General features: G+C 70.9%; 15 protein-coding genes, 1 pseudogene and 1 riboswitch. Of the genes and pseudogenes, 10 read left to right on the top strand and 6 right to left on the bottom strand.

Annotated features, from left to right (window positions below; genetic code table 11):
- Positions 1–421: 421 nt before the first annotated feature.
- Together A9A59_RS01640 and A9A59_RS01635 are read left to right on the top strand one after the other, a co-directional pair.
- Positions 422–865, top strand: coding sequence for a Fur family transcriptional regulator (locus A9A59_RS01640; protein WP_098502616.1), 444 nt, complete (start codon positions 422–424; stop codon positions 863–865).
- Positions 866–914: 49 nt separating this feature from the next.
- A complete protein-coding gene (locus A9A59_RS01635) occupies positions 915–2,090 on the top strand; it encodes a thiolase family protein (protein ID WP_098502615.1) in 1,176 nt (391 codons plus the stop codon).
- Between the two features lie 33 nt (positions 2,091–2,123).
- Here A9A59_RS01635 and A9A59_RS14285 read toward each other — a convergent pair whose 3' ends face one another.
- Positions 2,124–2,747: a TetR/AcrR family transcriptional regulator gene (locus tag A9A59_RS14285; RefSeq protein ID WP_098502614.1), complete on the bottom strand. Its 624-nt coding sequence runs from the start codon at positions 2,745–2,747 to the stop codon at positions 2,124–2,126.
- Between the two features lie 26 nt (positions 2,748–2,773).
- The gene (locus tag A9A59_RS13910; RefSeq protein WP_165772428.1) at positions 2,774–2,944 is read right to left on the bottom strand and encodes a hypothetical protein; all 171 of its coding nucleotides are present in this window, start codon (positions 2,942–2,944) and stop codon (positions 2,774–2,776) included.
- Positions 2,945–3,088: 144 nt separating this feature from the next.
- Between A9A59_RS13910 and A9A59_RS01620 the strand changes: the two genes are divergently transcribed.
- Together A9A59_RS01620 and A9A59_RS01615 are read left to right on the top strand one after the other, a co-directional pair.
- Positions 3,089–3,964, top strand: coding sequence for a matrixin family metalloprotease (locus tag A9A59_RS01620; RefSeq protein ID WP_098502612.1), 876 nt, complete (start codon positions 3,089–3,091; stop codon positions 3,962–3,964).
- A 30-nt stretch (positions 3,965–3,994) separates the two neighbouring features.
- Positions 3,995–4,951, top strand: a complete 957-nt coding sequence (locus A9A59_RS01615; protein WP_098502611.1) for an Acg family FMN-binding oxidoreductase — start codon at positions 3,995–3,997, stop codon at positions 4,949–4,951.
- A gap of 3 nt (positions 4,952–4,954) precedes the next feature.
- Here the strand turns inward: A9A59_RS01615 and A9A59_RS01610 are convergent, their stop codons facing one another.
- A complete protein-coding gene (locus A9A59_RS01610; RefSeq protein WP_098502610.1) occupies positions 4,955–5,440 on the bottom strand; it encodes an NUDIX domain-containing protein in 486 nt (161 codons plus the stop codon).
- Between the two features lie 57 nt (positions 5,441–5,497).
- A riboswitch (ZMP/ZTP riboswitch) is annotated at positions 5,498–5,578 on the top strand.
- A 45-nt stretch (positions 5,579–5,623) separates the two neighbouring features.
- On the opposite strand from A9A59_RS01610, the gene purH reads away from it, so the two are divergent.
- The 3 genes from purH to A9A59_RS01595 all read left to right on the top strand — a co-directional run bounded on the left by purH (position 5,624) and on the right by A9A59_RS01595 (position 8,354).
- Complete coding sequence (gene purH, locus A9A59_RS01605; RefSeq protein WP_098502609.1) at positions 5,624–7,198, top strand: bifunctional phosphoribosylaminoimidazolecarboxamide formyltransferase/IMP cyclohydrolase; 1,575 nt, start codon at positions 5,624–5,626, stop codon at positions 7,196–7,198.
- Positions 7,199–7,215: 17 nt separating this feature from the next.
- A complete protein-coding gene (locus A9A59_RS01600) occupies positions 7,216–7,755 on the top strand; it encodes a TlpA family protein disulfide reductase (protein ID WP_098502608.1) in 540 nt (179 codons plus the stop codon).
- 80 nt (positions 7,756–7,835) lie between these two features.
- Positions 7,836–8,354 (top strand): group I truncated hemoglobin, encoded by a 519-nt coding sequence (locus A9A59_RS01595; RefSeq protein WP_278286752.1) that lies wholly within the window; start codon positions 7,836–7,838, stop codon positions 8,352–8,354.
- A gap of 12 nt (positions 8,355–8,366) precedes the next feature.
- Here the strand turns inward: A9A59_RS01595 and A9A59_RS01590 are convergent, their stop codons facing one another.
- Positions 8,367–10,676, bottom strand: coding sequence for a DEAD/DEAH box helicase (locus A9A59_RS01590; protein WP_098502607.1), 2,310 nt, complete (start codon positions 10,674–10,676; stop codon positions 8,367–8,369).
- 145 nt (positions 10,677–10,821) lie between these two features.
- Here A9A59_RS01590 and A9A59_RS01585 point away from each other — a divergent pair, with 145 nt between their 5' ends.
- The 3 genes and pseudogenes from A9A59_RS01585 (at position 10,822) to A9A59_RS01575 (ending at position 14,080) form a co-directional block, all read left to right on the top strand.
- Positions 10,822–11,676: a hypothetical protein gene (locus A9A59_RS01585; RefSeq protein WP_098502606.1), complete on the top strand. Its 855-nt coding sequence runs from the start codon at positions 10,822–10,824 to the stop codon at positions 11,674–11,676.
- A 341-nt stretch (positions 11,677–12,017) separates the two neighbouring features.
- Positions 12,018–12,374: pseudogene (locus A9A59_RS14410) on the top strand (TlpA family protein disulfide reductase); the annotation flags it as partial.
- A complete protein-coding gene (locus A9A59_RS01575) occupies positions 12,371–14,080 on the top strand; it encodes a cytochrome c biogenesis ResB family protein (protein ID WP_098502605.1) in 1,710 nt (569 codons plus the stop codon). The pseudogene A9A59_RS14410 and the gene A9A59_RS01575, both read left to right, overlap by 4 nt.
- A gap of 22 nt (positions 14,081–14,102) precedes the next feature.
- Here A9A59_RS01575 and A9A59_RS01570 read toward each other — a convergent pair whose 3' ends face one another.
- Together A9A59_RS01570 and A9A59_RS01565 are read right to left on the bottom strand one after the other, a co-directional pair.
- Positions 14,103–15,875, bottom strand: coding sequence for an ABC transporter ATP-binding protein (locus A9A59_RS01570; protein ID WP_098502604.1), 1,773 nt, complete (start codon positions 15,873–15,875; stop codon positions 14,103–14,105).
- Positions 15,872–17,620 (bottom strand): ABC transporter ATP-binding protein, encoded by a 1,749-nt coding sequence (locus tag A9A59_RS01565; RefSeq protein ID WP_165772427.1) that lies wholly within the window; start codon positions 17,618–17,620, stop codon positions 15,872–15,874. Before A9A59_RS01565 ends, A9A59_RS01570 begins: the two co-directional genes overlap by 4 nt.
- Between the last annotated feature and the right edge of the window lie 197 nt (positions 17,621–17,817).

Below are 17,817 nucleotides of genomic sequence, written 5' to 3'. Positions count from 1 at the left end.
GCTCCCACGCATCGCCGCCCGCCGCCGCAGCTGCAGTGACGCCAAACCCGGTGATGACCGGGCGAATTCCTTCGAGGCTGGCCCCGTCGGTCAGCTAGTCGAGCTCCTCATCGAGGAATTCGTCGTCGCTCTGCCGGCGGCGCCAGAACATCACCGCACCGGCGAGCGCCCCGAGCAGCGCAAGGATTCCGAGCACTTTCTTCATGGCGGAGTACCTCCCTGGCCTGCCCGCACCGCTCCTCCGGAGCCGAACCGGCGGCCACGGCAAAGTATAGGCGCCGCGTACCCCTTCGAACCATGCCGCCGCAGCCCCCGGTAGACCCGGTCCAGCCGAAAAATCAGCCGAAACCCGGAACCGCTCCTGTCCGCGCCGCCCCCGCAGGTTGAATCGACTCTCCCCCGGCGCGAAACTGGAAGACGGATGAAGTCCACCCGCCCGACCAGCGAACTGCTCGAGCTCCTCGCCAGCCGTGGCCTCGCCGCCACCACCCAGCGGGTCGCGCTCCTCGCGGCCGTCCTCGATTCGCACGACCGCCACCTCTCCGCCGAAGACCTCTACCGCGAGCTCTCCCGCGAGCTCCCCACCCTGAGCCGCGCCACCGTCTACAACAACCTCGCCGCCCTCGGCAACGCCGGCCTCATCGAAAAGCTCGAAACCCCCGACGGCTCCCGCTACGGGCCCGTCGCCCGTCCCCATGTCAACCTCGTCTGCACCGCCTGCGGCAGCATCGCCGATGTCCTCGTCGGCGACCCCGACCTCGAAGCCCTGATCGCCCGCGCCGCCAGCACCGGCGGCTTCCAGGCGCGCTCCGTCTCGCTCAGCGTCAACGGCCTCTGCAGCGCCTGCGCAGCTGCGCCCGCCTGACCTCCCGCTCCTGTACCTTCGCCGCGCCGCGGGCTACGCTGGACCCGCCATGCCTGCCGCCTTCATCTACGATGCGACCCGCACCCCGTGGGGCAAGTTCGGCGGCGCCCTCAAAGAGTACTCCGCAAGCGAACTCGCTGCCCTCCTCATCCGCACGCTCGTCCAGCGCAACCGCCTCGACCCGGCCGCCATCGACAACGTCATCCTCGGCCAGGTCCTCCAGGCCGGCGCCGGCCAGCTCCCCTCCCGCCAGGCCCTCATCCACGCCGGCCTCCCCGTCTCCACGCCCAGCACCCTCGTCAACAAGGTCTGCGGCAGCGGCATGCGCGCCGTCACCCTCGCTGCCTCACTCGTCCAGCTCGGCGAGGCCGACCTCGTCGTCGCCGGCGGCATGGAGTCCATGTCCAACGTCCCCTACTACGACCGCGATACCCGCTGGGGCGCACGCATGGGCAACCGCACCCTTGTCGACGGCATGGTCTACGACGGTCTCTGGTGCGCCTTCGACGATGTCCACATGGCCAACCAGGCCGACGACATGGCCGCCCGCCGCGAAATCTCCCGCGAAGAGATGGACGCATGGTCGGTCCGCAGCCAGCGCCGGTGGGGCGCCGCCTTCGAAGCCGGTCACTTTGACCGCGAAATCACCCCCGTCCCCAACCGCCGCGATCCCAACCACGTCGCCCTCGCCCGCGACGAAAGCCCCCGCCCGAACTCCACCGTCGAGCGCCTCGCCCGCATCCCGACCGTCTACGGCACGCGCGCCATCACCGCCGGCAACGCGCCCGGCACGAACGACGGCGCCGCCGTCCTCCTGCTTGGGTCCGAGGAGGCTGGCCGCCGGCACGGGCTCACCCCGCTCGCCCGGGTTGTCGGCTGGGCCGAATCCGCCACCCGTCCCGCGGAGTACCCCATCGCCTCCGCCCTCGCGCTCCGCCGTCTCGCCGAAAAGACCCGCCTCGCCATCGACGACTTCGACATCATCGAAGTCAACGAAGCCTTCGCCTGCGTTCCCCTGATTTGCGGGCAGGAGCTCGGCTGGGACCCCGAGCGCGTCAACCGCTGGGGCGGCTCCGTCGCCATGGGCCACCCGATCGGCGCCAGCGGCGCCCGCCTCGTCCTCACCGCCGCCTACCAGCTCCAGGAGTCCGGCGCCCGCTACGCCGCCGCCGCCATCTGCTCCGGCACCGGCCAGGGCGACGCAATTCTTATCGAACGGGTCTGATGCGCCGCGGGGGCGAAGCGCCCGGCCCGCCCCTCACCGCTCCGTGCTGTCAGATTCCCGGTCTGCCGTGAAGGCAGCTTCCATCAGCGCCTGGAGCGCCTCGAGCTGCCGTGTCGGCGCCACCGCCTCCGGGGCCATCAGCCGCATAAACCGCGCACCCCAGTAGAACGAGTAGAGCGCCTGGGCCAGCGCCTCCAGGTCCAGCCCCTCCAGCCGCGCGCCGAAATCGCGCCGCAGCAGGAACGCCACACCCCGCACAATCCGCTGCAGCTCGGTGCCGAACTCCTCCACCATCGCCGCATCGTCATCGCGTACCGCAACCAGCGCCCGCTCCAGCAGCAGCCTCGTGTCTGCATCGGCGCCGGGCCGCTCAAGCTCTGCAAACGTTGCCCGCGAAAGCGTCCGGAAATCCGTCTCCACCTGCTCCGGGTGCTGCCAGGCCGCCTTCACGGCCTCGGCCGAACCCTGCATGCACCCCCGGGCAAGGTCCTCCTTGCTCGGGAAGTACCGGTAGATCGCGCCCGGCGAAATCCCCGCCTCCTGCGCAATCTCCGCCATCGTCGCCGCAGCGACGCCTTTCTCCGCGAACACCTTGGCGGCGGCGTCCAGGATGCTCCGCCGCCGCGCATCGAGGTGTGCCTGCGATACCTTCGCCATGCTTCCCCCGCTCCCGCAGCCTGGCCTTAGTTCGCCGTCGCCAGGTCCGGGAACGCCTGCAGTTTAGCGCGCACGCGCTTCAGCGCACGCTCCAGCCGCTCCACCTGCAGCAGCCGCTCCAGCGTCTGCCGCTGGGCAATCTCCCGCTCCATCGCCTCGAGCTCACGCTGCCGCGCCATCATCAGTTCGTACAGCATCGTCCTGCCCTCCGTGAAAGTGAATCTCAATTCACTGAATGAATAGTTGTTCATTTTCAGGGCAGTGTCAACCCCCTCCGCCAGCCCATCTGTGAAAAATCAGCGCCCCCTGCCCTCGCGGTCCTGTGCCATACTCCTTCTCCCATGGCCCCCGTCCGCCGCGCCATCCTCGCCGCAGCCATGCTCGCCGCTGCGGTGCTCCTCCCGTCCGCCGCTCTCCGCGGCAGCACCGCGGCGCAGCCTCCAGCCCCGCCCGGCGCGCGCTTCGCCTTCCTTCTCACGGGGCCGGCCGGCCCGCGCATCCTCGAAGTCGCCGCCGTCGCTGCCCCCGGCCGCCCTGCCGACCCGGCCGCCCTCGCCGCCGCCATCCGGGCCGCCCACCCCGGCGCCATTCCCCTCCCGCCGCGGTCCGCCTCGGCCGCGTACGTCCTCGATGGCGTCCGCTGGCGCGACCCGCTCGTGCCGTGGTATTACGCTCCGGCCGGCGCCCCGCCGTCCCTGCCTCCCGGCGAAGCCTTCGAACGGATCCGCCGCGCCGCCGAAACCTGGAACGGCGCCGGCGGCACGCCCGTCCGCTTCGACTACCGCGGGGAAACTGCCGACGGCCCCGGCTGCCGTGGCGACCCGGCAGCCGTCAGCTACACCCCCGACGGCCGCAATGTCGTCGGCTGGGACGAAATCCCCGGCAACTACCTCGGCTACACCTGCTGGGTCCGCTCCGCCTCTCTCGTCGAAGGCACCCCTTATTTCGAACTCCTCGAGTTCGACATCGTCCTCGACCCCCGCTATCCCTATACCGGCGACCTCCTGCAGGCGCTCGCCCTTCACGAGTTCGGCCACGCCCTCGGGCTCGGCCACAGCGACCGCTGCCCCGGCGCCGCCATGTGCGCGGGCGAGCTCGCCACCGTCTTCACCGAACCCCAGCCCGACGACCTCGCCGGGCTCCTCGCCCTCTACGGCCGCCAGCCCCCGCCGTCCCTGCCGCGGCGCGCCCTCGTCCCGGCCATCGCCCGCGACTGAACCGCCCGCCGCCGCGGTACACTCCCCGGCATGACATTCGTCCAGGTCGATGCCTGGCTGCGGCTCGCTGCCCTCGCGCCGTCACCCCTCAACACCCAGCCCTGGCGGTTCCGCGTCACCCCGTCGCACATCGAACTCTGGTCCGACCCCGCCCGCGGCCTCCCCGTCGCCGACCCCGCCGGCCGCGAGCGCACCATCGCCTGCGGCTGCGCCCTGCTCAACCTGCGCGCCGCCGGGGCCGCCTCCGGCTGCGACGAAACCGTCGAGCCCCTGCCAGACCCGGCCAGCCCCGACCTCCTCGCCAGGGTGCGCCTCGCCGAGGGCCCGGCCGATGCCGCCCTCGCCGCCCTCGCACCAGCCATCGAACGCCGCCGCAGCACCCGCCGCGCACTCGAGCACGAACCGCTGCCCGCCGGCCTGCTCGAGGCCCTCGCCGCCGAGGCCGCCGCCGAAGGCGCTGAGCTCCTGCCCGTCGACGGCCGCGCCGCCCGCGAGGCTCTCGCCGACCTCGTCGCCGAAGCCGACCGCCGCCTTCACCACGACCCCGCCTGGCGCCGCGAACAGGCCCGCTGGATCCACCCCGGCCGCACCGCCGACGGCCTCCCCGCCTCCCGCCTCGGCGGCCGCGCCCTGCGCTTCCTCGTCGGCCATTTCGATTTCGGCGGCACCTCCGCCGGCCGCGACGAAGTCTTCGTCCTCCACGCGCCCGCTGTCGTCCTCCTCGGCACCCCCGGCGACGAACCGCTGGACTGGCTCCGCGCCGGCCAGGCCCTTGAGCGGGTGCTCCTCCGCGCTGCCCTCCACGACATCCACGCCGGCTATCTCCAGGGCCCGCTCCAGCTCCCCGACCTCCGCGAGCGCCTCGCCGGCGCCTTCACCCCCGGCCGCATGACCCAGGTCTGCCTCCGCCTCGGCCGGCCCGTCGAGCCGCCAGGCCCCCGCCGGCGCCGCCCCGTCGCCGAGTTCGCCGAATTCGTCCCCGCCTGACCCTCACCACCGCCCCGCGAACGGCCCGCCCCCGCCACGCCACTCCGCGACCCGCCGCGCACACCCGGGGTCGATGTCGGCCGGCAGCGCCTCCGCCTCGAACCACCGCACCTCCACGATCTCGCCGCCCGGCCGCGGCGGCTCCCACGCGAACCGCTCGCTCCCGAACACGGCGATGTAGTCGTCCTTCCCGCCCGGGAAGTCCGCGTACACCCCCAGCAGCCGCACCTCGTCCAGCGTCGCGCCCGCCTCCTCCTTCGCCTCCCGGCGGGCCGCCTCCTCCAGCGTCTCTCCCTTATCCACGCCCCCGCCCGGCAGGAACCACCCCGGCCGGTAGCCGTGCCGCACCAGGAGCACCTGCCCCTCCCGCATGAGAATCACCCGCGCGCCCACCGTGACCGGGTGGAACAGCCGCCAGCGCAGCCGCTCCCCCTCCCACATCCCCTTCCGGGCGGCCCGTTCCGCGGCGACCAGCACCCTGTGCAGCATGCCCCAAGCCTACCCCCGCGGCTCCCTGCGGCGAACCCCCGCCCGCTGCTACACTCAACCCTGCCGGGCGACTGGCGTCACGCGGAGCACCGCGGGGGAGCCCGGCCTCGCGCATGGCCGCTCGCCTGGGCCGGCCCGGGCCGCTGCACCCGGCGCCACATCACCTCTCCCGGGAGCATCCCCATGCGCGCACTCCTCGGCGTCTACGACAAAACAGGCATCGAAACCTTCGCCCGCGGCCTCGCCGACCTCGGCTGGGAGCTCGTCTCCACCGGCGGCACCTTTGCCGCTCTCCAGGCCGCCGGCCTCCCCGTCCGCAAGGTCGAAGAGCTCACCGGCTTCCCCGAGATGCTCGATGGCCGCGTGAAAACCCTCCACCCCGCTGTCCACGCCGGCATCCTCGCCCGCCGGGACCTGCCCGCCCACATGGCCGCCCTCGAAGCCCACGGGATCGGCCCCATCGACCTCGTCGCCTGCAACCTCTACCCCTTCCACGCCACCGTCACCCGCCCGGGCGGCGTCGCCTTCGCCGAGGCCATCGAAAACATCGACATCGGCGGGCCGACCCTCCTCCGCGCCGCCGCCAAAAACCACGAGGCCGTGCTCCCGGTCGTCGACCCCGCCGATTACGGCCGCGTCCTCGAAGCGCTCCGCGCCGGCACCGTCGATGCCGCCCTCCGCCGCGAACTCGCCTGGAAGGCCTTCGCCCATGTCGCCGCTTACGACAGCGCCGTCGCGGAGTGGCTCTGGGCCCAGCAGCACCCCGGCGAGTTCCCGCCGCGCCTCACCGTCCCCCTCGAACGCGTGCAGTCCCTCCGCTACGGCGAGAACCCCCACCAGCGCGCCGCCTTCTACCTCGACCGCTCCCTCGCCGAACACGGCCGCGGGGGCATCGCCACCGCCGTCCAGCACCACGGCAAGGAGATGTCCTACAACAACTACCTCGATGCCGATGCCGCCTGGAACTGCGTCAACGAGTTCCCCGGCCCCACCTGCGTCATCGTCAAGCACACGAACCCCTGCGGCGTCGCCACCCGTGATGACCTCCGCGAAGCCTATCGCCTCGCCGTCCGCGCCGACGCCACCAGCGCCTTCGGCGGGATCGTCGCCTTCAACCGCGTCGTCGATGAAGCCCTCGCCCGCGAAATCCGGGAGTTCCGCAGCCCCAACGACGGCGAGACCCGCATGTTCTACGAAATCGTCATCGCCCCCGGCTACACCCCGGAGGGCCTCGCCACCCTCAAGGGCAAGTCGAAGGACCTCCGCATCCTCGAAGCGCAGCCCCGCGCCCGCGGCGGACTCGCCCTCCGCCAGGTCGGCGGCGGCTGGCTCGTCCAGGACCCCGACGACCTACCGGCCGACGAGGTCGACTTCCGCGTCGTCACAAAGCAGCAGCCCACCCCGCAGCAGCTCGACGACCTCCGCTTCGCCTGGCGCGTCGTCAAGCACGTGAAGAGCAACGCCATCGTCGTCGCCAAAGACGGCCGCCTCCTCGGCATGGGCAGCGGCCAGCCGAACCGCGTCAAGAGCGTCGAAATCGCCCTCGAAAAGGCCGGCGACGAGGTGCGTGGGGCCGTCCTCGCCAGCGACGCCTTCTTCCCCTTCGCCTGGAACGACAGCATCGAGAAAGCCTGCCAGGCCGGCATCGCTGCCATTGCCCACCCCGGCGGCGCCCTGCGCGACCAGGACGGCATCGATTGCTGCAACCAGTACGGCGTCGCGATGGTCTTCACCGGCGTCCGCCACTTCCGCCACTAGCCCGCAAGGAGGCCGCCATGCCGCTCCCGCCCTTCACCCTCCCGGACCAGGCCGGGCAGCCGCGCGCCTTCCCGTCCGGCCGGCACGCCCTCCTGGTCTTCTGGTGGCACGAGTGCCCCACCTGCCAGCTCTCCCTCCCCGTCCTCGCCGCCGTCTGCGGCGCGTACGGCTCCGTCATCGATGCCTGGCTCGTCACCCAGGACCCGCCTGCCGACCGCGCCGCCCTCGAAGCCGCCGGCTTCGGCTGCCCTATGCTCGATGACGCCGCCCTCGAAACCGCCTGGCGCTACGGCATCGACGCCGTGCCCACCGTCATCCTCGCCGACCCCGGCGGCGAGGAGCTGCTCCGGTTCGTCGGCTTCGCCCGGGCCGACTGGGAGGCGCTCTTCGAGCGCCTCCAGGCAATCACCGGCGCCGAACCCCCGCAGGTCGACTGGGACGCCTTCCCCGCCTGGCGCCCCGGCTGCGGGCCGCGCAATTTCCTCCCGGGCGAGTACGAGCGGCTCGAAGCGGCGCTCGGCCCCTTCGTCCCGCCGCCCGGCGGAAACGCCCGGTAAAGGCCCGCGCCGCCCGGTTCATCACCCCGCGCCTCACCTGCGTAGTACCGGTCAGCTTTCGCAGCAAGGAGTCGCACCAGGTGTCCGAATCCCGTTCCATCATCGCCCGCGGCGCCCAAAACCGCCGCGCCTTCCTCCGCACCGCGGGGGCCGTCGCCGTCTTCGGCGGCGCCTTCCTCGTCGTCGGCTGCAGCGACGACGACAAAAAATCCATGCCAACGCCCGTCCCGACGGCGCCGGGGCAGGCGAAGCTCTACGACCGCCTTGGTGGAAAGCCGGCCATCACTGCCGTCGTGGATGCCTTCATCGCCAATGTCGCCGCCGATACCCGCATCAACCGGTTCTTCGCCAGTACCGATATCCCCACCCTCAAAATGCACCTCGTCAACCAGATCGGCGAAGCAACCGGCGGTCCCGAGAAGTACACCGGCCGGGATATGAAGACCGCTCATGCCGGCCTGATGATTACGAAAGCAGACTTCGACGCACTCGTCGAAGACCTCGTCAAGGCTCTCGACCAGTTCAAAGTCCCCGAGCGGGAGAAGAACGAACTCCTCGGCCTTCTCGGCCCCATGGAGAAGGACATCGTCACCGCCTGACCCCCGGCGGCCCTATCCCCGCGGCCCGGCGACCCGCTCCAGCAGCACCGCTGCCGAGCGCTTCGCCGGGCTGTTCCGTTCCGCCTGCGGCCCCACGCACGAGGGGCAGCCGTTCTCGCACCCGCACCCCCGGACCGCCTCCAGGCACGCCGCGGCGATCCGGTCGCGCGCCTCGAACACCCGCTCCGCCAGCCCGATGCCGCCCGGCACCATGTCGTACAGGTACACCGTCGGCTTCCCGGTCGAGGGCGACCGCACCTGCGCGTCTGCCCCAAGGTCACGGGCATCGCACAGGCAGAACACTGGTGCCAGGTTCCGCAGCACATGCGCAATCCCCTCCAGCCCGAGCGCCAGCTCGTCCCGCCCCAGGCCAGCCGTCGCCCGCTCGTCGAACGTCAGCCACGCCGCCGCCGTGTGCATGTTCTCTTCCGGGATGGCGATCTGCCCCCAGCCCACGTTCTCGTGGGTGTGCAGCTTCACCTTCTTGAAAATCGTCGCAAGGAAGGTCACCGCCACCTCGCCGAGCTCCCAGGCCCCCGCGGCGGCGGCAGCCTCCCGCTCCCGCGCAATCACTTTCAGCTCCACCGCCAGCTGCGCGTCGGTGTAGTAGTCCACCGCCACCGGCCGCACATACGCCTTCTTGTCGTCCCAGTCCAGGTGCTCCACCTGGTACTGCTGGCCCCGGTGGATGTAGATCGCATCCTCGTGGATGAGCAGCGGCGCGCTCGGCCGGTCGCACTCGCCGATGACCCGCGGCTTCGGCCCCTGTTCGATGATGACGAAGTTGTCCGTGCTCGCCGTCCGCAGCGAAACTTCCTCCGCCGGGTACGCCTCCGACATCCAGTAGTACCGCCCGTTCGCCTGCTGCAGCACCCCCTCCTCCACGAGGATGTCGAGCATCACCTCGCCGTGCGCCCCGAACTGCTCCCCGTTCGCGAACGGCAGCTCGAAGGCCGCGCACTTCAGGTGGCTCGCGAGGATGTACGGGTTGTCCGGGTCGATCGCTGCCCCTTCCACCCCGCGCTCGAACAGGAACTCCGGGTGGTTCGCTACGTACTGGTCCAGCGGGTTCGACGAGGCGACCAGCACCGCCAGCGAACTCTCCCGCGCGCGCCCGGCCCGTCCGAACTGCTGCCACAGGCTCGCCAGCGACCCCGGGTAGCCGGTCACCACGCTCGCACCCATCCCGCCGATATCGATGCCCAGTTCGAGCGCATTCGTTGCCACCACCCCGCGCACGGTCCCCTCCCGCAGCCCCCGCTCGATGGCGCGGCGTTCGTTCGGCAGGTAGCCGCCGCGGTAGCCCGCCACCCGCTCGGGGTCGCCCGGCTTCTCGCGCAGCGCCTCCCGGAGGTAGGTCAGCAGCAGCTCCACCCGCACCCGGCTCGGCGCGAACACGATCGTCTGCACCCCCGAGCGGATCAGCTGCGCCGCGATATCCCGCGCCGCCTTCAGCGACGACTGCCGAATGCCCAGCTCCCGGTTCACCACCGGCGGGTTGTGCACCACCACGATCCGCTCGCCCCGCGGCGCGCCGTTCTCGTCGATAACCTCCACCGCGTCGCCGATCAGCCGCGCCGCCAGCTCGCCCGGGTTCGCAATCGTCGCCGAGCAGAGGATGAACGTCGGGTCGCTCCCGTAAAACTGGCAGATGCGCCGCAGCCGCCGGATGACGTTCGCCACATGGCTCCCGAAGACCCCGCGGTAGGTGTGCAGCTCGTCGATCACCACGAATTCGAGGCTTTCGAACAGCTGCACCCACTTCGTGTGGTGCGGCAGGATCGCCGTGTGCAGCATGTCCGGGTTCGTCAGCACGATGTGCCCCGCCTGCCGCACCGCCCGCCGCGCGTCGGCCGGCGTGTCGCCGTCGTACGTGAACGTCCCGATCGCTGCCCCAGCCGCGCCGACCAGCCCGTGCAGCTCGTCCAGCTGGTCCTGCGCCAGCGCCTTCGTCGGGAACAGGTAGAGCGCCCGCGCCGACCGGTCCTTCAGCACCCGGTCGAGGACCGGCACGTTGTAGCAGAGGGTCTTCCCGCTCGCCGTGGGGGTGACCACCACCGTGTTCTGCCCATCGAGCGCTGCCGCGATGGCCCGCGCCTGGTGGGTGTACGGCCGGGCGATGCCCCGCCGCGCCAGCGCCTCCAGCAGCCGCGCATCGAGCCCCTCCGGCCAGTCGGCGAACTGGGCCGGCTCCTCCGCCAGCCGGCGAACCCACGTCTCTGACCCCTTCTGCACGAGGTCGCCCACCAGCCGCTCAGCGACCACCGCAGGCGGGATTGGCCGCACGGCCGGGACGGGGTAGCTGGGCGGCGGCTTCGCCATGGCGCGCACTCCTCGCACAGATGTTCGCATTCTGCCCGCAGGCCGCCCCCCGCGCAAGCAAATGTGTTGTGGAAGCAAAAGGCGTCAGGAGGTGTCGCGTTCATCTGCGATGATGCCGCGGCATCTTTGCCTGCAGGAGCGGACCGTGCCTCGACCCGCGCCCCTTCTCGCCGCCCTCCTGGCCGTCGCCGCCCTTATTGCGGTGGTCGCCCTCGATAGCCCCGGGGCCGAAAGCCAGGCCTTCGCGCCCCGCGCAATTGTCCCTATGGTGGCCCGCGACGAAGGCGCCGCACCGCCGCCTCCCACCCCGACGCCGCTCCCGCCGACCGCGACGGCGACACCCCGCCCGTCCACGCCGACGCCCACCGCACCGGCCGCCACGCCCACCTCGCGGCCGCCGACGCCCACTCCGACGCCCCAGCCTTCAGGGGTGCGCCTCCAGGGCGTCAACTGGTACGTCGACTCGCTGGGGAACATCTGGGTCGTTGGCCTGGTCATCAACGGGCTCTCAACGCCGGTCGAGTTCGTCGAAGTCTCGGCCCGCTTCTACGGCGCCTCCGGCCAGCTCCTGGCCACCGACTGGAGCTTCGCTAACATCACCATCATCCCGGCTGGCGGGAGCTCCCCGTTCTCGGTCCTGCTCCTGAACCCCCCGCCCGGCATCGTCAGCGTCGAGGCCCTCATCTCCGATTACGACATCTCTTCCCGGCTACCCATCACCGGCCTCAACGCCACCGTCACCAACGTCTACCGGGACAGCATCGGGGTCCTCCACGTTGTCGGCACGGTTCGCAATGACTCCCCCACCACGTACAGGTTTGTCGAGGTCTACGGCGCCTACGTCAACTCGGCCGGACTCGTGGTACGTGTCGACTTCGACTTCGCGACCCCGAGCACCCTGGCGTCCGGCCAGCAGGGGACGTTCGAACTTCTGTTCCTCAGTGCACCCGCGGGCATGGAGTCCATGAACCTGCTCATCTGGACTGAGGCCGACCGCTAGCTCGCCCCTTACCCCCCACAACCCTCCGCGGTGCTACCCTCAACCTGCACCGCCATGTCCGAACCCCTCCCCGACGAACGCCCCCAGCGCCGCCGCGAATACTCCGGCCCCGCCTCCACCCTCGGCCTCGCCGCGCTCGTCATCGCGGTCGTCGGCCTCGGGCTCTGGTGGTTGGAATTCCGCGATGACCCCTCCGCAGGCACCGCCCACAGCTCCGGCGGTCTCGGCATCATCCCCCTCCCCGATCACCGCAACCCCACCGGCCAGCCCCCGCCGCCCGCGAAGGCCGCGCCGCCCCCAACTTCCGCCTCGCCGCCCTCGATGGCCCGCCCCGCGCCCTCGACGAGTTCCGCGGCCGCTACGTCCTCCTCAACTTCTGGGCATCCTGGTGCGGCCCCTGCCGCGCCGAAACTCCTGACCTCCAGGACTTCTTCTCCCGCAACCTCGACCGCAACATCGTCGTCATCGGCGTCAACCAGCAGGAGGACGCCGCCACCGCCCGCCAGTTCACCGCCCAGTTCGGCGTCACCTACCCCATCCTTCTCGACACCTCCGGCGCCGTCTCCCAGGCCTATGCCACCGGCGTCGGCGGCCTCCCCCGCACCTACCTCATCGGCCCCGACGGCGTCATCCAGCGCGTCTACATCGGCCGCATCACCTTCGAGCAGCTGCGCGAACTCGAGGAGCGCCTGCCGTGAGCGCCGCACCCCGCGCCACCTCCGCTTCCACCCTCCAGCCCTCGGGCCTCGACCCCCTCCGCTGGGCCTGGCAGCTCCTCACCAACGTCAAGTTCGCCCTCCTCCTCGTCGGCCTCGCCGGCGTCGCCGGACTGATCGGCACCATCCTTCCCCAGATGCCCGGGCCGATGCGCGGCAACCCCGCAGCCCGCTCCGCCTGGCTCGAACTTCAGCGCAGCCAGTACGGCCCGCTCACCGGCCTCTTCGACCGCCTCGGCTTCTTCGAAGTCTTCCACACCGCCTGGTTCAACGGCCTCTGGTTCCTCATCATCGTCGCCGTCACCGTCTGCACCGTCTCCCGCCTCCGTCCCACCATCCGCGCCGTCCGCAATCCGCCGAAACGCGTCCCCGACGCCTACTTCGAGCGTGCCCACCACCGCGCCGATTTCTCCCACCCCGGCGGCGCCGACGCCGTCGAACGCCTTCTCCGCCAGCGCCGCTACACCGTCCAGCGCGTCCGCGAAGAGCCCGGCGCCGTCTACCTCTTCGCCGACCGCTACCCCTGGAGCCAGTACGGCACCTTCCTCTCCCACCTCGCCCTGCTCATGCTCCTCCTCGGCGGCATGCTCACCGTCTTCGCCGGCTTCGACCGCACCATGGTCATCGCCGAAACCACCCCCGCCGCGCCCGTCTTCGCCCAGGCCGGCCCGAACCAGCTCTTCATCAAAATGATCGACGCCAACCGCGGCCTCGACGCCGACGGCAACATCATCGACTACCACTCCATCATCGAAGTCCGCCGCGGCGACGAAACCGTCCGCTGCAAAACCACCGTCAACGACCCCTGCAGTGCCTTCGGCTACAAGGTCCACCAGGCCGCCTGGTTCGACGACATCGCCCGCATCCGGATCACCGCCCCCAGCGGCCAGGTCCTCTACGACGACATCCTCGATTTCGAAGGGCGCACCGCCGTCATCCCCGTCCTCCGTGTCACGAACGCCGCGGGGCAGGTGCTCATTGCCCAGCAGCTCCCCCAGATGGCCACCGACCCCGGCCTCGACCCCGCAGACCGCCGCGACGATACCGCCCTCGCGCTCCTCGTCTTCCCGTCGGCGCCCGCCGCCGAAAACCTCGTTAGCTATGCCGTCGCCTGGCAATTCCGCGATGGCCGCATGGTGCTCACCGTTACCAGCCCCGACTTCGACCCCGTCGTCCTCCGCCCCGGCGAGGAGGGCCAGGCCGGCGAGTTCCGCATCCGCTTCGAAGGCGCCGCTGCGATTCCCGCAACCACCGTCCTCGACATGCCCGGCGCCACGAGCGACGCCGGCGCCGTCGTCCAGATGCCCCTCGGCGGCGACGGCAGACCCTACCTCATGGTCTCCGGCATCGACGACCGGAACGTCATCCTCCTGCAGGGCCAGGCCGTCACCACCGCCGCCGGCTACACCTACCTCTTCCAGGGCCGCGTCGAAGCCTCCGGCGTCAGCGTCCGCCGCGACCCCGGCGATACCTTCATCTGGGTCGCCGTCGCCATGGCGATGGTCGGCCTCGGCATCACCTTCTACGTCCCCCGGCGCCGCCTCTGGGTGAAGGTCACGCCCTCCCGCACGTACATGGCCGGCATCGCCGAGAAGACCACCCGCTTCTCCCGCGAACTCCGCCTCATGGGCCGCGACCTTGGCGCCCGCGACGCCCTCCAGGCCGGCGACACCGACCCCGACCGCTAGCCCGGCTGCCCGCCTCGCCGCGTCAGGCCGTCTTGGCCGCCCGCCCGGCCACCCACTGCCGGTAAAGCGCCGCGAAGTAGCCGCCCCGCCGCACCAGCTCATCGTGCCGCCCGTCCTCCACAATCCGGCCCCCATCCACCACCAGCACCCGGTCGGCGTGCTCGGCCGTGCTCAGCCGATGCGCGATCACCACGCTGGTCCGCCCCTCCAGCAGCGTCCGCAGCGCCTGCTCTACCTGCTCCTCGGTGTGCGGGTCGAGGCTCGACGTCGCCTCGTCGAGCACCAGCACCGGCGGGTCCGCGAGGAACGCCCGCGCAATCGAGACGAGCTGCTTCTCTCCTGCGCTCAGCCGCGACCCGCGGAAGCTGACCAGCGTCTCGTACCCGTTCGGCAGCGAGCGGATGAACCCGTCGATTCCGAGCCGCTCGCAGGCAGCCCGCACCTCCGCGTCGCTTGCGCCCGGCTTCCCGAACAGGATGTTCTCCCGGATCGTCCCCGTGAACAGGAAGCCCTCCTGCGGCACCATCGTCACCGTCCGCCGCAGGTCGGCCAGCCGGAGCGTCCGCAGGTCGTATCCCCCAATCCGCACCGTCCCCGCCGTCGGGTCGTACATCCGCGTGATCAGCTTCGCCAGCGTCGATTTCCCTGCGCCCGTGGGCCCCACCAGCATTACATGCTGCCCCGGCTCGATGACCAGATCGATTTCCCGCAGCACCGGCCGGTCCGGGTCGTACCCGAAGGTCACGCCCTCCAGCGCGATCCGGCCCTCCAGCGGCGGCTGCACCCTCGCCGGTCGCTCCGGCTCCGGCACGTCCGGCTCCACCGCCAGCACCCCGAAGATCTTCCCCAGCGCCGCGTTCGCACTCTGCACCATGTCGAACACCTGCGAGAGGTTCTGAATCGGCTGGAAGATGAATTCGAGGTAGAACACGAACGCCGCCACCGTGCCCACCGTCACCGCGTCGCCCGCCACCTGCCGCCCGCCGAAGTACAGGATCAGCCCAATCGCCGCGCCCCGCAGCCACTCCACGAACGGGAAGTACAGGGACGAGAGCTTCACGGTAGAGACGTTCGCCTCGAAGTTCCGCTCGTTGATCTCCCCGAACCGCTCCCGGTTCTTCTGCTCCCGGGCGAACGCCTGCACCACCCGCAGCCCCGAAAACGTCTCCTGCATGTGCACCATCACATCCGCAATCCGCTCCCGCACCCGGTTGTACGCCCGGTTCGAATACACCCGGAAGATCGCCGTCGCCACGATTAGCGGCGGCAGAATCAGCGCCACCGCCAGCGACAGCCGCACGCTCAACGTCAGCAGGATCACCGTCGCCCCCGCCAGCGTCAGCAGCGATTGCACCACGACCAGGAAGCCGTTGTTCAAAACGTCGTTCACGGTCGTCACGTCGCTCGTCATCCGCGCGACCAGCCGTCCCGCATTCTCCCGCCCGAAGAACGCCAGCGACATCCGCTGGTAGTGCTCGAACAGCCGCATCCGCAGGTCGTAGAGGAAGTCCTGCCCCACCCGGTTGACAATCCAGGTGCTCAGTCCCTGGAACACGTACACCAGCAGCAGCAGCGCCCCAAACGCCAGGCAGGCCTGGACCAGCTCGGCCCGGTCGCCCTTCGCCACACCCTCGTCGAGCGCATGCTGGATCGCCAGCGGGCGCGCCAGGCTCGCCGCCGTGAAGACCACAATCGCCGCGGTCGCGAGGAGCAGCATCGGCCAGCGCGGCGCCAGCATCCGCAGCGCCGCCGCCAGGCCGTTCACCCTCGGCATCGCCCGGACCTCCTCGCTCACGATGCCATCGCCTCCACCTGCCCCAGCACCTCCCGGTAGCGCGGGCAGCTCCGCAGCAGCTCCTCGTGCGTGCCGGTCGCCGCCACCCGCCCCTCGTCCACCAGCACCACCTGGTCCGCCAGCGCAATCGTCGAAAGCCGGTGCGAGATGATCAGCGTCGTCCGCCCGGCCATCACCTCCCGCAGCGCCGTCCGGATCTCCTCCTCCATCCGCGCGTCCACGCTCGAGGTCGCGTCGTCGAGGATCAGCACTCGCGGCTCCATCAGGATCGCCCGGGCAATCGCAATTCGCTGCCGCTGCCCGCCCGAGAGCGAGAACCCCTGCTCGCCGACCACCGTGTCGTAGCCGTGCTCGAGCTGCTCGATGAACTCGTGCGCGTGCGCCAGCTTCGCCGCCCGCACGATCTGCTCATCCGTCGCATCCAGCCGCCCGTAGGCGATGTTGTTCCGCACCGTATCGCTGAACAGGAACGTGTCTTCGAAGACGATGCCGATACTCCGCCGCAGCTCCCGCAGCCGCAGCGTCCGGATGTCTGCCCCATCGAGCAGGATCCGCCCCTCGTCCACGTCGTAGAACCGCGGCAGCAGCCGCGCCACCGTCGATTTCCCGCTCCCCGTCGCGCCCACCAGCGCCACCGATCGCCCGGCCGGCACCTCCAGCGAAAACTCCCGCAGCACCGGCAGCCCGGCCCGGTACCCGAAGGTCACCCGGTCGAACACAATCTGCCCGTTGCCGGGCGGCAGGGGCCGTGCATGCGGCCGCTCCTTCACGGTGGGCTCCTCCTTCAGCACGTTCCACACCCGCGCCGCCGAGACGACCGCCCGCTGCCCCGACGCGATCATCTCGCCGAGGCTCTGCACCGGCCACGCCAGCATGCCCAGGTACTGCAGCGCCGCCACCAGCGCGCCCAGCGTCATCTGCCCGTCGAGCACCAGCCAGCCGCCGTACGCCAGCACCACCAGCTGCCCGAGCCCCGGCAGCAGGAAGAAGAGCGGCCCGTACACCGTCCGCAGCCGCACCACCTCCATCGCGTCCTTCCGGACCCGCTCCGCTGCCGCTCGCATCCGCCCGATTTCGTGCTCCTCGCGCCCGAACGCCCGGACCAGCCGCGCCCCTGCGATCGTCTCCTCCGTCACGCTCGCCACGTCCGCGAGGTCCTGCTGCACCCGCTTCGTCCCCGGCTCCAGCCGGTTGAAGAACCGGACGCTCAGCCACGTCACCACCGGGAACACTGCCATCGCCAGGACCGCCAGCGTGACGCTCGTCAGCACAAGCAGGACAAACGCCCCGACCGCCATCAGCAGGTAGGCCGAGTTGATCGGGATGTTCACCAGGAACGCCTGGATCTCCCGCAGGTCCGCGCTCCCCCGCGACATCAGCTGCCCGGTCGCCGTCCGGTCGTGGTAATCGAATGAGAGCCGGTTCACCCGGTCGTACAGCTCGAGCCGGAGGTCGGTCTCGATCCGGTAGCTGGTCCGCATCGCCCAGTACCGCCGCGTGCCCGCGCAGACCGCCAGCACTGCCGCCACCGCGATGAAGATGGCCACGTACTGCGTCAGCTTCCCGAGGTCCCGCTCCACGATGGCGTGGTCGATCGCCAGCCCCACCAGGTACGGCTCCACCAGCCGCAGCAGGCCCCAGCTCAGGCCTGCGACGAAGGCCACGGCCAGCATCGGCCAGCGCGCGCGCAGGTGACGCAGGATGAGGTCCCTGCCCGCGCGCAGATCTAAAGCCTCCTCGGTCACGCTGCCTCCCGGGTGAGCGCCGGAGCGACCACGCAGCAGCGCCGCAGGCGCCGCCGCCTTCATCGTCGATACTTATCACTTATCCAAACGCCCGCTCCGCTCAATAGTTAACCGCCATTCACCAATCCCGCTCCCCGCCCCGCCGGCCACCCCGCCCCAGCTTGGAGCTTGGAGGTTGGAGCTTGACTGGACAGGTG

The organism is Tepidiforma thermophila (genome assembly GCF_002563855.1).
In the GTDB taxonomy this organism is placed as follows: Bacteria; Chloroflexota; Dehalococcoidia; order Tepidiformales; family Tepidiformaceae; genus Tepidiforma; species Tepidiforma thermophila.
This window is presented reverse-complemented; position numbering and strand designations above follow the sequence as displayed.